This is a genomic window from Pseudomonas sp. (assembly GCF_049653025.1).
GTDB lineage: Bacteria > Pseudomonadota > Gammaproteobacteria > Pseudomonadales > Pseudomonadaceae > Aquipseudomonas.
Map to the genome: position 1 here is coordinate 1 of NZ_JBASFM010000021.1, position 15055 is coordinate 15055.

At 61.3% G+C, this 15055-nt stretch carries 13 protein-coding genes; 10 read left to right on the top strand and 3 right to left on the bottom strand.

All coding sequences use genetic code 11. The features are described from left to right. Positions 1 to 340: 340 nt before the first annotated feature. Positions 341 to 1423, top strand: coding sequence for a type I restriction endonuclease (locus tag WBK23_RS17720; protein WP_424485252.1), 1083 nt, complete (start codon positions 341 to 343; stop codon positions 1421 to 1423). Between the two features lie 101 nt (positions 1424 to 1524). On the opposite strand, the gene WBK23_RS17725 is transcribed toward WBK23_RS17720, so the two are convergent. The 3 genes from WBK23_RS17725 to WBK23_RS17735 form a co-directional block, all read right to left on the bottom strand. Beyond that, entirely contained in the window at positions 1525 to 2295 is a 771-nt protein-coding gene (locus WBK23_RS17725) for a gamma-glutamyl-gamma-aminobutyrate hydrolase family protein (protein WP_424485253.1), read from the bottom strand. Between the two features lie 349 nt (positions 2296 to 2644). Beyond that, positions 2645 to 4141: a CoA-acylating methylmalonate-semialdehyde dehydrogenase gene (locus WBK23_RS17730; RefSeq protein WP_424485254.1), complete on the bottom strand. Its 1497-nt coding sequence runs from the start codon at positions 4139 to 4141 to the stop codon at positions 2645 to 2647. Between the two features lie 107 nt (positions 4142 to 4248). Beyond that, complete coding sequence (locus WBK23_RS17735; RefSeq protein ID WP_424485255.1) at positions 4249 to 5595, bottom strand: aspartate aminotransferase family protein; 1347 nt, start codon at positions 5593 to 5595, stop codon at positions 4249 to 4251. Between the two features lie 151 nt (positions 5596 to 5746). Here WBK23_RS17735 and WBK23_RS17740 point away from each other — a divergent pair, with 151 nt between their 5' ends. The 9 genes from WBK23_RS17740 to WBK23_RS17780 all read left to right on the top strand — a co-directional run bounded on the left by WBK23_RS17740 (position 5747) and on the right by WBK23_RS17780 (position 15014). Beyond that, positions 5747 to 6664: a LysR family transcriptional regulator gene (locus WBK23_RS17740; protein WP_424485256.1), complete on the top strand. Its 918-nt coding sequence runs from the start codon at positions 5747 to 5749 to the stop codon at positions 6662 to 6664. Between the two features lie 191 nt (positions 6665 to 6855). After that, entirely contained in the window at positions 6856 to 7527 is a 672-nt protein-coding gene (locus tag WBK23_RS17745; protein ID WP_424485257.1) for a TetR/AcrR family transcriptional regulator, read from the top strand. After that, positions 7527 to 8111, top strand: a complete 585-nt coding sequence (locus tag WBK23_RS17750) for an IMPACT family protein (RefSeq protein ID WP_424485258.1) — start codon at positions 7527 to 7529, stop codon at positions 8109 to 8111. The genes WBK23_RS17745 and WBK23_RS17750 overlap by 1 nt, the downstream gene beginning before the upstream one ends. Positions 8112 to 8185: 74 nt before the next feature. Continuing rightward, complete coding sequence (locus WBK23_RS17755) at positions 8186 to 8644, top strand: REP-associated tyrosine transposase (RefSeq protein ID WP_424485335.1); 459 nt, start codon at positions 8186 to 8188, stop codon at positions 8642 to 8644. A 256-nt stretch (positions 8645 to 8900) separates the two neighbouring features. Then, a complete protein-coding gene (locus WBK23_RS17760) occupies positions 8901 to 10475 on the top strand; it encodes an ABC transporter ATP-binding protein (protein ID WP_424485259.1) in 1575 nt (524 codons plus the stop codon). 11 nt (positions 10476 to 10486) lie between these two features. After that, positions 10487 to 11584, top strand: coding sequence for an ABC transporter permease (locus WBK23_RS17765; RefSeq protein WP_424485260.1), 1098 nt, complete (start codon positions 10487 to 10489; stop codon positions 11582 to 11584). Positions 11585 to 11709: 125 nt separating this feature from the next. After that, the gene (locus WBK23_RS17770; RefSeq protein WP_160016037.1) at positions 11710 to 12636 is read left to right on the top strand and encodes an ABC transporter permease; all 927 of its coding nucleotides are present in this window, start codon (positions 11710 to 11712) and stop codon (positions 12634 to 12636) included. 196 nt (positions 12637 to 12832) lie between these two features. Then, entirely contained in the window at positions 12833 to 13915 is a 1083-nt protein-coding gene (locus tag WBK23_RS17775) for a BMP family ABC transporter substrate-binding protein (RefSeq protein ID WP_424485261.1), read from the top strand. A gap of 130 nt (positions 13916 to 14045) precedes the next feature. Then, positions 14046 to 15014, top strand: a complete 969-nt coding sequence (locus tag WBK23_RS17780; RefSeq protein ID WP_424485262.1) for a 2-oxoglutarate and iron-dependent oxygenase domain-containing protein — start codon at positions 14046 to 14048, stop codon at positions 15012 to 15014. The last annotated feature ends 41 nt before the right edge of the window (positions 15015 to 15055 follow it).

Below are 15055 nucleotides of genomic sequence, written 5' to 3' on the forward strand. Positions count from 1 at the left end.
GGGTTGAGCGGCATGGATGCCGCGAGAGCCGCGATGGGCCAGGGATGGCCCTTCGCGGCGTGCCCCTGGAGCAATGATGGAACGAGGGAAGTCGAGCGCAGCGAGACCCGGATGCAAGGGGCAAGACTTTTTGCTTACTTTTGGGGCGTTTGCCAAAAGTGAGCCGCCGTAAGGGCGGAACCGTTAGAGCGGGTAACACAAAAGCGGCGTGAACACAGGTACCACTGCAGGAGGCACAACGAATGATGATCTCGAATGGCCATTATTGAAGGGTATCGCTACGCTCAATCCATCCTACGGGCGCACAGAAAAATACCGCATCAATAGCAAGGAGCTAAACATGGAGTTCTTCGATAAGTTAAACAGCCTTTCAGCAAAAATCCGTCAGCAGGCAAGTGCAATTAAAACGGAAGAAGCAACCAAAAACGCATTTGTCATGCCATTTATAAACACCGTTCTCGGCTATGACGTATTTGACCCAAGGGAAGTAACCCCAGAGTTCGTCTGTGACATTGGCACGAAGAAGGGTGAAAAAATTGACTATGCAATATTAAAAGATGGCGAAGTTCAGATACTGATCGAATGTAAGAAAATCGGCGAACCGCTTAACATCAACCATGCATCACAACTCTTCCGCTACTTTCATGTAACAAGCGCCAGAATCTCAATTCTAACTAATGGTCAAGTCTATAAATTCTTTACCGACCTTGACGCTCCAAACAAAATGGATGAAAAGCCATTCCTTGAACTGGACTTGCTGGACATAGACGAGCACGCCGTACCCGAACTTTTAAAGCTCACAAAATCAGCCTTCGATGTTGAGTCCATAGTCAACGCAGCGGGCGAACTAAAATATGTCAGTCAGATAAAAAAACAAATCGCACTTCAATTCACCAAGCCAGACGACGACTTCGTAAAATTCTTTGCATCCCGCGTTTACGAAGGGATGATCACTCAAAAAGTCCGCGAGCAATTTGCAGAGCTGACCCGCAAGGCAGTCGCACAGTTCTTGAACGACCAAATAAATGACCGCCTGAAGTCAGCCATGAGCGGAGCAATTCAACCCAGTTACGCCGCCACGATTTCATCGCCAACAGACCCAGCGAACGAACAAATTGACGACAATGCAGAAGACAAGGTTCTGACAACGCTGGAAGAACTTGAGGGCTATCATATCGTCAAAGCAATTGTGCGCTCGGTTGTTGACTCAAAACGAATTATTCAACGTGACACGCAAAGTTACTTTGGAATATTGCTAGACGACAATAATCGAAAACCGATATGCCGCTTACACTTCAACCGCACGCAGAAATATATCGGTATTTTTGACCAAGAAAAGAACGAAACACGCCATCCAATCAGTTCACTCGACGAAATCTATGATTTTGCTGACCGGCTGAAAACAACCATAAGTTTCTACTAGCAGCACGCAGAATGGGTTGAGCACAGCGATACCCATCAACTCCCAAAACAAAAAGGCCCGTCACTCGACGGGCCTTTTGTTTTCAATCACCAGCGCAGTGTTTAAGCCACCGCCGCCTCGCCACGACGCTCAAGCTTCTTCACCTGATATTCCCGCGCAGCCTGATGAAACGCCCCCAACAGCGCGTTGTAATCCGCCTTCTCCCAATAGCGATACTCGGGATGCCACTGCACCCCAACGGCAAACGCCTTGGCGCCAATCACGCTGACCGCCTCGATCTGCCCATCCCCGGCCACGGCTTCAACCTGCAAGCCCTCGCCGAGACGATCAACCCCCTGACCATGCAACGAGTTGACCTTGATCTGCCGCTCGCCGAACAGCGAATGCAACACGCCGCCCTCAGTCAGGGCCACGTTGTGAATCGGGCCGTAGGCCACGTCGTCCGGTACATCCTTCACCTCGCGGTGATCAAGACGACCTTCAACTTCATGCACTTCACGGTGCAGGGTGCCGCCAAACAGCACGTTCATTTCCTGCATGCCCCGGCAGATGCCGAGGAAGGGAATGCCACGGTCGATACAGGCGCGCAGCAGGCGCAGTACGGTTTCATCACGCGGTTTGTCGGCCAGGCCGAGGCCGGGATGGTCGTCGCCGTAGAAGCTGGGGTGCACGTTGGAGAGTGAGCCGCCGAACATGATGCCGCTGACGTTATCCAGCACGGTGTCCATGTCCAGATCGTCGCCGAAAGCCGGGATCATCAGCGGGAAGGCACCGAAGCCGGTGACCGCGTGGATGTACTTCTCACCGACCAGGTGAAACCAGCCGATATCACGGCTGGTCAGCTGCCAACGGCACAGGGGAAGGCCAATCATGGGTTTGCTCATTGCAAGGAGTCCTCTTCATTAATAATTGAAGTGGGCTGCCCTTGGGAGAGCGGGCTTGCGGATCAGGAAACCCTGAACCCGCTCACCCAAGGGGTGCCGTAACCTGCGGTCACTGCACCAACGCCGCGCCCGCGCGGCTGGTTTTTGCTTTTGTAGGAGCGGGCTTGCCCGCGATTCGGTGGTGGCCTTGATCGCGGCCAAGGCCGCTCCTACAGAATAATTGCGCCTGTGGGTGACTTGGCAATGGTCGCAAAAGCTCGCGGCTAAAGCCCCTCCTACAGGTCGCAGTTGCATCAAAAAAGGGGCTGATCCTGCGATCAGCCCCCTTGGGTGTTACTTAGCCATTACTCGGGAAAGCGAACTGCGCAGCCTCGTGGCTGGCGCGCTGCGGCCAACGCTGGGTGATGGCTTTTTTGCGGGTGTAGAAGCGCACACCGTCCGGGCCGTAGGCGTGCAGGTCGCCGAACAGCGAGCGCTTCCAGCCGCCGAAGCTGTGGTAGCTGACCGGTACGGGCAGCGGTACGTTGACGCCGACCATGCCGACTTCGATTTCGTCGCAGAACAGGCGGGCGGCTTCACCGTCGCGGGTGAAGATGCAGGTGCCGTTGCCGTACTCGTGGTCGTTGATCAGCTGCATGGCGGCTTCGAGGCTGCCGACGCGGACGATGCACAGCACTGGGCCGAAGATTTCGTCGGTGTAGATGGTCATTTCAGGCGTAACTCTGTCAAAAAGCGTGCCGCCGACGAAATAACCATTCTCATGGCCCGCCACCACCAAATCACGACCGTCGACCACCAGGCTTGCGCCCTGGGCCACGCCAGCGTCGATGTAGCCTTTGACCTTGTCACGCGCCGCGCCGGTAACCAGCGGGCCCATGTCCAGGCCGCAGGAGGTGCCAGCACCGATTTTCAGCGCTTTGATCTGCGGCACGATCTTCTCGACCAGCGCATCGGCGATCTGGTCGCCTACGCACACGGCCACCGAGATGGCCATGCAGCGCTCGCCACAGGAACCGTAGGCCGCGCCCATCAGTGCGCTGACGGCGTTGTCCAGGTCGGCATCGGGCATCAGCACGGCGTGGTTCTTCGCGCCGCCCAAGGCCTGTACGCGCTTACCGCGCTTGGTGCCTTCGCTATAGATGTACTCAGCGATAGGAGTCGAGCCGACAAAGCTCAGGGCTTTGACTTCCGGCGCTTCGATCAGCGCATCCACCGCTTCCTTGTCGCCGTGCACCACGTTGAGTACGCCTTTCGGCAGACCGGCTTCTTGCAGCAGTTGGGCGATATACAGGGTGGAGCTTGGGTCACGCTCGGACGGCTTGAGGATGAAGCAGTTGCCGCAGACGATGGCCAGCGGGTACATCCACAGCGGCACCATGGCTGGGAAGTTGAACGGGGTGATGCCGGCGACAACGCCGATTGGCTGCATGTCGCTCCAGGCGTCGATATTCGGGCCGACGTTGCGGCTGTACTCGCCCTTGAGGATTTCCGGGGCGGCGCAGGCGAATTCGACGTTTTCGATGCCGCGCTTGAGCTCACCGGCGGCGTCTTCCAGGGTTTTGCCGTGCTCTTCACTGATCAGCTTGGAGATGGTCGCTTCGTGCTGCTCCAGCAGTTGCTTGAAACGGAACATCACCTGGGCGCGTTTGGCTGGCGGGGTGTTGCGCCAGGCCGGGAAGGCGCTCTTGGCCGAGTCGATGGCCAGTTGCATGGTGGCGCGGTCGGCCAGGGCAACTTTCTTGGTCGCTGCACCGGTGGCCGGGTTGAAAACGTCAGCGCTGCGGCCGGTGCCGGCGGTCATTTCGCCGTGGATCAGGTGGGTAACGATGGTCATGGCAATTCCTTGGTAACAGATTTGTTGTTGTAGGAGCGGGCCATGCCCGCGATTCGCTGGTGGCTTGATCGCGGCCAAGGCCGCTCCTACAGGGAATAGTGTTTGGCTTAATCCAGGCTGTTCAGCACATCGCCGACGGCGTTGAACACGGAGTCCAGCTGCTCGGGCGTGGTGTTGAAGGTTGGCCCGAACTGCAGGGTGTCGCCGCCGAAGCGCACGTAGAAACCGGCGTTCCACAGCTTGATGCCGGCCTCGAAGGGACGGATCACCGGGTCGCCATCACGTGGGCTGATCTGGATCGCGCCGGCCAGGCCGCAGTTGCGGATGTCGATGACGTTCTTGCTGCCCTTGAGGCTATGCAGCTTGTCTTCAAAGATCGGCGCCAGGGCGGCGGACTGCTCGATCAGGTTGTCGCGCTTGAGCAGCTCCAGGGTTGCCAGGCCGGCGGCGCAGGCTACCGGGTGACCCGAGTAGGTGTAGCCGTGGCCGAACTCGACCATGTGCTCGGGGATCGCCTGGTTCATAAAGGTGTTGTAGATCTCGCAGGAGGCGATCACTGCGCCCAGCGGAATCGCGCCGTTGGTGATCTGCTTGGCGGTGTTCATCAGGTCCGGAACCACGCCGAAGAATTCGGCACCGGTCCATTTACCCATGCGGCCGTAAGCGGTGATCACTTCGTCGAAGATCAGCAGAATATTGTGCTGGGTGCAGATTTCACGCAGGCGCTGCAGGTAGCCAACTGGCGGCACGATCACGCCAGCGGAACCGGACATCGGCTCGACGATCACCGCGGCGATGTTCGAGGCGTCGTGCAGTTCGATCAGCTTCAGCAGTTCGTTGGCCAGTTCCACGCCGCCGGTTGCCGCCATGCCCTTGGTGAAGGCCAGGTGCGACTGCAGGGTGTGCGGCAGGTGGTCGGCGTCCATCATCTGGCCGAACATCTTGCGGTTACCGCCGATGCCGCCCAGGGCGGTGCCGGCGATGTTCACGCCGTGATAACCACGGGCGCGACCGATAAACTTGGTTTTGCTCGGCTGGCCTTTCAAGCGCCAGTAGGCCTTGGCCATCTTCACCGAGGTGTCGGCGCACTCGGAGCCGGAGTCGGTGTAGAACACGTGGTCGAGGCCGGCTGGGGTCAGCTCGGTGATTTTCTCTGCCAGCTGATAGGACAGCGGGTGGCCGTACTGGAAGCCCGGCGCGTAATCGAGGGTGCCCAATTGCTTGGCCACCGCGTCCTGAATTTCCTTGCGGTTATGCCCTGCACCGCAGGTCCACAGCCCGGACAGGCTGTCGAAGATGCGCCGGCCCTTGTCGTCGATAAAGTAGTTGCCGTCGGCACCGACGATCAAACGCGGGTCGCGCTTGAAGTTGCGGTTGGCGGAAAACGGCATCCAGTGCGCATCCAGCTTGAGCTGGCTGGCCAGGGACGGGGTGGCGGTCTGCGGCATGTTCATGGTGCGGCCTCGCAAGGAAGGGCGGTGTTCTTATGTGGAGAAGCAGTTGCCAGTAAAGGTGCCACGGGCATAGAGTCGTGAAAACACGACTCTTCTTATCTTTAGTTAATCACTCGCTAAACAATGAGCCCAACACAATGAGCAGCACAGCATGAGCACTCGCCGCCCCGACCCGCTGGCCCAGGTCAGTGATTTTGATATTCGCCTGCTCAAGCTGTTTCGCAGCGTGGTGGAATGCGGCGGCTTTTCCGCTGCGGAAAGTGCCTTAGGGATAGGCCGCTCGGCGATCAGCCAGCAGATGAGCGACCTGGAGCAGCGCCTCGGCCTGCGTCTGTGTCAGCGCGGCCGTGCCGGCTTTGCCCTGACCGAAGAAGGCCGCGAGGTATTCCAGAGCACCCAGCAGTTGTTGGCGGCGCTGGAGAGCTTTCGCACCGAGGTCAACGGCCTGCACCAGCACCTGCGCGGCGAGCTGAATATCGGCCTAACCGACAACCTGGTCACGGTGCCGCACATGCGCATCACCAACGCCCTGGCGCGCCTCAAGGAGCGCGGCCCGGACGTGCGCATCCATATCCGCATGACCCCGCCGAGCGAGGTCGAGCAAGGCGTGCTCGACGGCCGCTTGCATATCGGCGTGGTGCCGCAGGCCGGCGCGCTGTCCGGGCTGGAATACCAGACGCTGTACGACGAGCGCTCACTGCTCTACTGCGCGGTCGGCCACCCGCTGTTCTATGTCGATGACCAGCAGCTGGAAGATGAACGCCTGAATAGCCAGGAAGCCATCGCCCCGACCTTCCGCCTGCCGCCCGAGGTGCAGAGCCACTACCAGGCGCTGAACTGCACGGCCAGCGCCTCGGACCGCGAAGGCATGGCCTTTCTGATCCTGACCGGGCGCTATATCGGCTACCTGCCCGACCACTACGCCAGCGCCTGGGTGCAACAGGGCCGCCTGCGCGTACTGAAACCGACCAGCCGCTTCTACGACATCAGCCTGGCCTCGGTCACCCGCAAAGGCCGCCGCCCGCATCTGGTGCTGGAGAGCTTTCTGGAGACGCTGGCGGAAGGCTAATCGGCCGTTGAGGCGCGTTGACGGGATCACTGCACAAGCAGCAGCCATGTGCGATTTTTTCGCACAAAGACGGTGCACAACGCCCGGTAAATGGCGCTTAGCCAGCTTTTTCTGCCCCTTGCGCTTGTCACCCAAGCGGCGCTGGGGTATCAGTGCAGTCGTCCGAAAACCTGACCACTGCGGAACCGCCCATGACTGTTGAAGTACTTGCGCACCGAGCCGATTCAAACAACAAACCCGCCGGGCGCATTCGTCAGAAAAACGAAGAAGCGATCATCAAGGCCGCCGAAGAAGAGTTCGCTCGCCACGGCTTCAAAGGCACCAGCATGAACACCATCGCGCAGACCGTCGGGCTGCCGAAAGCCAACCTGCACTACTACTTCAGCAACAAGCTGGGGCTGTATCAGGCGGTGCTGGTGAACATCCTTGAGCTGTGGGACAACACCTTCAACAACCTGACCGTCGACGACGACCCGGCCACCGCGCTGGCCGGTTATATCCGCGCCAAGATGGAGTTCTCCCGCCGCCATCCGAAAGCCTCGCGCATCTATGCGATGGAAGTGATCAGCGGTGGCGAGCACCTCTCGCAGATGCTCAACCAGGATTACCAGGCCTGGTTCCGTGGCCGCGCCGCGGTGTTTGCAGCCTGGAGCGCCGCCGGCAAGATGGACCCGGTCGATCCGGTGCATCTGATCTTCCTGCTGTGGGGCAGCACCCAGCACTACGCCGACTTTGCCTCGCAGATCTGTCGCGTCACTGGCCGCGCGCGGCTGACCAAGCAGGACTATGAAGAAGCCGGCGACAACCTGATCCGCATCATCCTCAAGGGCTGCGGCCTGACGCCGCCAACCAAAGACGCCTGATGCCCTTTACCCTGCTCGGCCCTTGCGACTACCGCGAGGAGATTCGCAAAAGCCGCTTTATCGCCCTCGCCGCGCCGGTCGCCAGCGCGGCCGAGGCGCAGGCGTTTATCACGACGCACAGCGACGCCAGCGCCAGCCATAACTGCTGGGCCTGGAAGGTTGGCCAGCAATACCGTTTCAGCGACGATGGCGAACCCGGTGGTACGGCTGGCCGGCCGATACTCGCGGCCATCGAGAGCCAGGAGATGGATCAGGTCGCGGTACTGGTAATCCGCTTCTACGGCGGCATCCAGCTCGGCACCGGCGGCCTGGCCCGCGCCTACGGCGGCAGCGCCAACAAATGCCTGCAAGCCGCCCCGCGCATCGAGTTGGTGGCCCGCGCGCAGTACCGTTGTCATTGCCTGTTCGCCGAACTGCCGCTGCTCAAGGCACGCCTGGCGGAACTCGACTGCCTGCTGGAAAGCGAAAACTACGACGCCACGGGGGCCGAGCTGCACCTGGCCATCCCCGCGCCACGGGTCGCCGAGCTGCAGCGGTTGCTGGCGGATATCAGCCGTGGCCGTGAGGCGTTGCAGCCACAGTAGACTCACTGCACTACGCTTTTGTAGGAGCGGGCTTGCCCGCGATCAATTTCGGAGACACCACAAGAGGCAATGGAATGCCTGCAAAACCCCACGGCCATAGCCTGCGGCATGGTCGCCATTCAGAACCCGAACGCATTTACCTGCTAACCAGCACCCTGCTGCAACGCCGTCCGCTATTCGGCGACTTCAGACTGGCCCGCTTACTGATCACTGAACTGCGCGCAGCCCATGAGCGACAACAGGTTGCGTCTCTGGCCTGGGTAGTGATGCCCGATCACCTGCATTGGCTTATGCGACTGCAGACAGGCTCTCTGGATGAATTGATGCGCCGTATCAAAAGCAACAGCGCACGGCAGATCAATCAGTACCTCGGCACACAGGGCCCAATTTGGCAGCCGGGTTACCACGACCGAGCACTGCGCCAGGATGAAGACCTGCAATCGGCGGCTCGTTATATCGTCGCCAATCCATTACGCGCCGGCCTGGTAAAGCGCATTGGCGATTACCCGTTATGGGATGCGGTGTGGCTGTAAGCCTGCGTCTACCTCAGGATTTATCGCGGGCAAGCCCGCTCCTACAGGGGCGGTAGCGTGACAGTGCTGGCAAGGCGCTGCCTTGCCCGCGATGCGCCAAAACGCACCAAGCCGCAAGACTGCGCACCAAGCTGGAGCCTTCGGCAGCCATGGTGTTGCATCTGCCCAGCGGCCAGCACGGCGTAACGTGCTTTTCTGACCCGCTGGCCAGTTTTTTGCTTTAGCCAGGGCAGTTGTCATTCCTGAGCCTCTGCCCATGTCCAGTTCCCCTTCTGTTCCACGCTTGCAGCTGAGCGGTATCAGCAAGCGCTACCCCGGCTGCCTGGCCAATGACCGTATCGACCTGAGCATCGCCCCTGGGGAAATCCATGCGTTGCTCGGCGAGAACGGTGCAGGCAAAAGCACCCTGATGAAGATCATCTACGGCGTTACCCAGCCCGACAGCGGTGAGATCCGCTGGCAGGGCGAACTCCTGAAGATGCGCGACCCGGCCATGGCGCGCAGCCTTGGCGTAGGCATGGTGTTTCAGCACTTCTCGCTGTTCGAGACCCTGACAGTGGCGGAGAACATCGCCCTGGCCATGGGCGCGGCGGCCGGTACACCGAAGCAGCTGGAACCGAAGATTCGCGAAGTCTCGCAGCGTTACGGTATGGCTCTGGAACCGGGCCGACTGGTGCATAGCCTGTCCATCGGTGAACGGCAGCGGGTGGAGATCGTCCGCTGCCTGATGCAGGAGATCAAACTGCTGATCCTCGATGAACCGACCTCAGTGCTGACCCCACAGGAGGCCGACGAGCTGTTCGTCACCCTGCGCCGCCTGGCGGCCGAGGGCTGCAGCATCTTGTTTATCAGCCACAAGCTCGGCGAAGTACGCGCCTTGTGCCAGAGCGCCACGGTGCTGCGCGGCGGCAAAGTCTCGGGCCATTGCGTGCCGGCGCAATGCAGCGACCTGCAGCTGGCGCGGCTGATGGTCGGCGATGCCGAAGGCCTGGAAAGCAGTTACCCGAAAGCCAGTGGCGGCCTGTCGCGCCTACGCGTGGATGACCTCAGCTGGGACAACGCCGACCCGTTCGGCTGCACCCTCAGCCAGATCCGTCTGGAGGTGCGCAGCGGTGAGATCGTCGGTATCGCCGGGGTCGCCGGCAATGGTCAGGACGAGCTGCTCGCTCTACTTAGCGGGGAAACGCGGCTATCACGCAGCGAGCGCGAACGCATCAGCCTGGATACCCAACCGATTGCCGATCTGTACCCGGATGCGCGGCGCAAGCTGGGCCTGGCCTTTGTTCCGGCCGAGCGCCTGGGCCATGGCGCGGTGCCGGATATGAGCCTGAGTGATAACGCCATGCTCACCGCCTTCCAGCAAGGCTTGCTGAGCCGTGGGCTGATCCAGCGCAGCAAGGTGCGCGCCCTGGCCGACGAAATCATCAAACGTTTTGCGGTGAAGACACCGGACGCCGATGCCGCAGCGCGCAGCCTGTCCGGCGGCAACCTGCAGAAATTTATCCTCGGCCGCGAAATCCTGCAGAACCCAAAACTACTGGTGGCGGCGCACCCGACCTGGGGCGTGGATGTGGGCGCGGCGGCGGCGATTCATCGCGCGCTGATTGCCCTGCGCGATGCCGGCGCGGCGATCCTGGTGATTTCCGAAGACCTCGACGAGCTGTTCCAGATCAGCGACCGCATTGGCGCGCTGTGCAGCGGCAAGCTCTCGCCCCTGGCCGCCACGGTTGAAACCGAAGCCGTTGATGTCGGCCGCTGGATGGCCGGCGAATTCGCCGCGCTTCCCCCTACCACGAGCACGCCGGCAGCCCCTACTGCCCGCCTGAGCTGACGGAGTTTCCCATGCTGTTATCCCTCGAACCGCGCGGCCAGCAATCGCGCGCCATGCTCTGGTTGTCGCCGCTGCTCGCCGCCGTGCTGACCCTGTGCAGCGGCGCGCTGCTGTTTAGCCTGCTCGGCCACGATCCGCTGGACACCCTGCACACCTTGCTGATCGCGCCACTGGCCGACTGGTATGGGGTTTCCGAACTGCTGGTCAAGGCGCTGCCGATTCTGCTCTGCGCCCTCGGCCTAGCCGTGGCCTACCAGGCGCGCATCTGGAATATCGGCGCGGAAGGTCAGCTGCTGCTCGGCGCGCTGGCCGGCAGCGCCATGGCGATCCAGATTATCGACTGGGACAGTCGCTGGGCGCTGGTCTGGGTGGTGCTCGCCGGCACAGCGGCCGGGGCGGCCTGGGGCGGCCTGACCGCTTGGTTGCGCACGCAGTTCAATGCCAACGAAATCCTCACCAGCATCATGCTCAACTACATCGCGCTGAACCTGCTGCTGTTCTTCGTGCATGGCCCGCTGAAGGACCCGGCCGGCTTCAACTTCCCCGAGTCGGCGATGTTCGGCGATGCCAGCCGCCTGCCCCTGGTCAGTGAGGACGGCCGCCTGCACGGCGGCCTGTACTTCGCCCTGCTAGCCCTGGTGGCGGTGTGGGTGCTGCTGCACAAGAGCTTTCTTGGTTTTCAGATCAAGGTGCTCGGCCTCGACCGCCGCGCCGCCGGTTTTGTCGGTTTTCGTGAGAAGCGCCTGGTCTGGTTCGCCCTGCTGGTCAGCGGCGGCCTGGCCGGGCTGGCGGGTGTCGGTGAAGTGGCTGGCCCGATTGGCCAACTGGTGCCGCAGGTATCGCCGGGCTACGGCTACGCGGCGATCACCGTGGCCTTTCTCGGCCGCCTGAATCCGCTCGGCATTCTGTTCGCCAGCCTGCTGATGGCCCTGCTGTACCTGGGCGGCGAGAACGCGCAGATGACCATGAACCTGCCCCAGGCGATCACCCAGCTGTTCCAGGGAATGATGCTGTTCTTCCTGCTCGCCTGCGACGTGCTGATCCTCTATCGCCCACGGCTGAAGTGGAAATGGGCGCAGCGCGAGAAGCTCACCGAGGCGACCACCTGACAGTGGGAGGGGCTTTAGCCGCGACGATTTCAAGCGAAGAACTGTCGCGGCTAAAGCCCCTCCCACATCCAGTATCGACATCACCTTTTCACCTGCACATTTAGCACGCGCCTGAGGCTTCAAATATGGATCTCGATTTACTAAGCAATATCTTCTACGCCATGGTGCGCACCGGTACGCCGCTGCTGCTGGTGGCGCTGGGTGAACTGATCTGCGAGAAGAGCGGCGTACTCAACCTCGGCCAGGAAGGCATGATGCTGTTCGGTGCGGTGATCGGTTTTATCGTCGCTCTGAGCACCGGCAACCTGTGGCTCGGCGTGCTGCTGGCGATGAGCGCTGGCATGCTGCTGTCGATGCTGTTCGCCGCCGTGGCCCTGGGCTTTAACGCCAATCAGGTGGCCACCGGGCTGGCGCTGACCATCTTCGGCGTGGGTCTGTCGACCTTTGTCGGTGCGGCCTGGGTTGGCAAACCGCTGGCCGGTTTCGAGCCCATCGCCATTCCGCTGCTCAGTGAAATTCCGCTGATTGGGCGCATGCTGTTTGCCCAGGACATTCTGGTCTACCTGTCCTTCGCCCTGTTCGGTTTAGTCGCTTGGGTGCTGCTGAAAAGCCGCATCGGTTTGATCATCCAGGCGGTCGGCGAAAACCCTGACGCGGCCAGCGCCATGGGCCTGCCGGTGCTGCGCGTACGCACATTGGCGGTGTTGTTCGGCGGGGCCATGGCCGGGTTGGCGGGCGGCTACCTGTCGCTGGCCTATACGCCGATGTGGGCGGAAAACATGACCGCTGGGCGCGGCTGGATCGCCCTGGCGCTGGTGGTATTCGCCAGCTGGCGGGTACTGCGCGTGCTGCTCGGGGCCTACCTGTTCGGCCTGGCCAGCATCATCCACCTAGTAGCCCAGGGCATCGGCCTGTCGATCCCCTCCAACCTGCTGGCGATGCTGCCCTATGTGGCGACCATCCTGGTGCTGGTACTGCTCTCGCGCGATGCGATCAAGACTCGCCTGTTTGCACCGGTATCCCTGGGCAAGCCCTGGCAGCCGGGGCACTAAGCCTTTCCACGCACCAGCACGCAGCACCGCAAAGGCTTTACGCACCAGCACAGCACCACAACAGAACCCCGCCACGGCGGGGTTCTGCGTTCTAGCGCGGCGCAGCGTGCTAATTGTCCAGTTGGTCAGTTTTTTGCAATCCAACCGGCAGCTGTTTAACCGGCCATCGCCAACACCCACTGGAGTTCCACCGACCATGCAGAAGAAGAATACAAAACCCCTGCTGCGCGCCCTTGTTGCCGCCCTTGGCTTTAGCGCCACCCTGAGCGCTGCCGCCGCCGATCCACTGAAGGTCGGCTTCGTCTATATCGGCCCGATTGGCGACCATGGCTGGACCTACCAGCATGAACAGGGCCGTCAAGCGGTGATCAAGCAGCTCGGCGACAAGGTCGAGACCAGCTATGTGGAAAACGTGCCGGAAGGTGCGGACGCCGAGCGGGTGATCCGCAACATGGCCAAGGGCGGCTATGACCTGGTATTCACCACCTCGTTTGGCTATATGAACCCGACACTGAAAGTGGCCAAGCAATTCCCCAAGCTGACCTTCGAGCACGCCACCGGCTACAAGCAGGACAAGAACCTCGGCACCTACCTGTCGCGCTCCTATGAGGGCCGCTATGTCGGTGGTTTCCTCGCGGCGAAGATGACCAAGACCAAGAAGATCGGTTACGTCGCCTCCTTCCCGATTCCGGAAGTGATCCGCGATATCAACGCTATCCAACTGGCCCTGGACAAGTACAACCCCGGCACCGAGATCAAGGTGGTGTGGGTTAACTCCTGGTTCGATCCAGGCAAGGAATCCGATGCGGCCAACGCGCTGATCGACCAGGGCGTCGACGTGGTGTTCCAGCACACCGACAGCCCGGCACCGATCCAGACCGCCGAGCGTCGCGGCGTCTACTCCGTGGGCTACGCCTCGGACATGGCGCACTTCGGGCCGAAGGCCGTGCTCACCTCGATCGTCAACGACTGGGGCCCGCACTACGTCAAGTCGACCCAGGCGGTGATCGACGGCAAGTGGGCGCCGCAGGATTTCTGGGGCGGCCTGGCTGAAGACACCATCAAGCTGCCGATCAGCGATCTGGTGCCAGCGGACGTGAAAACCGAAGCCGAGCAGATCATCGCCGATATCAAAAGCGGCGCGTTCCACCCGTTCACCGGGCCGATCCTGGATCAGAGCGGCGTAGAGAAAATCCCGGCCGGCGTCGCCGCGACCAACGCCGAACTGGCCTCGATGAACTACTACGTGAAGAACGTAAAGGCTGAATTGCCGAAGTAATCGGCTGACAACCGTCTGTGGGAGGGGCTTTAGCCGCGACAACCGAACGGCTCGCGGCTAAAGCCCCTCCCACAATGATTGCTGCCCTGGGTACGAGAAGACTCGCAGCACGCCCCCACCCGGAGCCTCTATGCACGCACTACCGATTATCGATATCGCCCCGCTTTACTCAGCCGATCCCTCCGCCTGGCCCGCCGTGGCCGAGCAGATTGACCGCGCCTGCCGCGACTGGGGGTTTTTCTATATCACCGGCCACCCGATCAGCCCGGCGCGGATCGCCGAACTGCTGAGCGCGGCCAAGACCTTCTTCGCCCTGCCGGTGCCAGAAAAACTCAGGATCGATATCACCCAGACCGCCCATCACCGTGGCTACGGCGCAATTGCCACCGAGCAGCTGGACCCGAGCAAGCCGAGCGATCTCAAGGAAACCTTCGACATGGGTTTCCACATGCACCTCAATCACCCCGAGGTCTTAGACGGCAAGCCGCTGCGCGGGGCCAATCGCCACCCTGACCTGCCGGGTTGGGAAACCTTGATGGAACAGCACTACGCCGATATGCAGGCACTGGCGCAAACCCTGCTGCGCGCCATGACCCTGGCCCTGGATATCGACCGCGACTTTTTCGACACACGTTTCCATGAGCCGATCAGCGTGCTGCGGATGATCCACTACCCGCCGCGCCACGCCGCCAGTAACGCCGAACAGCAAGGTGCCGGGGCGCATACCGATTACGGCTGCATCACCCTGCTCTATCAGGACGACGCCGGCGGCCTGCAGGTACGCAGCCGTGACGGCCAATGGATCGACGCGCCGCCACTTGCCGGCAGCTTTGTGGTGAATATCGGCGACATGCTGGCGCGCTGGAGCAACGACCGTTACACCTCAACGCCGCACCGGGTGATCAGCCCGCTGGGGGTGGATCGCTACTCCATGCCGTTCTTCGCCGAACCGCACCCGGACACCGAAATCAGCTGCCTGCCCAATTGCTCGGACGCCGCCAATCCGCCCAAATATCCGTCCGTGACCAGCGCCGACTACCTGCTGTCACGCTTTGCCGACACCTATGCTTACCGGCGTGAAGAGCAGGCTGGCGCATAACACCGTCAGGCGTAGGGTGGATGACGATTTTTTCATCCACC

Excerpts from the sequence above, each read along its gene's own strand:
- WBK23_RS17720 (WP_424485252.1), top strand. The coding sequence starts at position 341 with ATGGAGTTCTTCGATAAGTTAAACAGCCTTTCAGCAAAAATCCGTCAG.
- WBK23_RS17725 (WP_424485253.1), bottom strand. The coding sequence starts at position 2,295 with ATGATTGGCCTTCCCCTGTGCCGTTGGCAGCTGACCAGCCGTGATATC.
- WBK23_RS17730 (WP_424485254.1), bottom strand. The coding sequence starts at position 4,141 with ATGACCATCGTTACCCACCTGATCCACGGCGAAATGACCGCCGGCACC.
- WBK23_RS17735 (WP_424485255.1), bottom strand. The coding sequence starts at position 5,595 with ATGAACATGCCGCAGACCGCCACCCCGTCCCTGGCCAGCCAGCTCAAG.
- WBK23_RS17740 (WP_424485256.1), top strand. The coding sequence starts at position 5,747 with ATGAGCACTCGCCGCCCCGACCCGCTGGCCCAGGTCAGTGATTTTGAT.
- WBK23_RS17745 (WP_424485257.1), top strand. The coding sequence starts at position 6,856 with ATGACTGTTGAAGTACTTGCGCACCGAGCCGATTCAAACAACAAACCC.
- WBK23_RS17750 (WP_424485258.1), top strand. The coding sequence starts at position 7,527 with ATGCCCTTTACCCTGCTCGGCCCTTGCGACTACCGCGAGGAGATTCGC.
- WBK23_RS17755 (WP_424485335.1), top strand. The coding sequence starts at position 8,186 with ATGCCTGCAAAACCCCACGGCCATAGCCTGCGGCATGGTCGCCATTCA.
- WBK23_RS17760 (WP_424485259.1), top strand. The coding sequence starts at position 8,901 with ATGTCCAGTTCCCCTTCTGTTCCACGCTTGCAGCTGAGCGGTATCAGC.
- WBK23_RS17765 (WP_424485260.1), top strand. The coding sequence starts at position 10,487 with ATGCTGTTATCCCTCGAACCGCGCGGCCAGCAATCGCGCGCCATGCTC.
- WBK23_RS17770 (WP_160016037.1), top strand. The coding sequence starts at position 11,710 with ATGGATCTCGATTTACTAAGCAATATCTTCTACGCCATGGTGCGCACC.
- WBK23_RS17775 (WP_424485261.1), top strand. The coding sequence starts at position 12,833 with ATGCAGAAGAAGAATACAAAACCCCTGCTGCGCGCCCTTGTTGCCGCC.
- WBK23_RS17780 (WP_424485262.1), top strand. The coding sequence starts at position 14,046 with ATGCACGCACTACCGATTATCGATATCGCCCCGCTTTACTCAGCCGAT.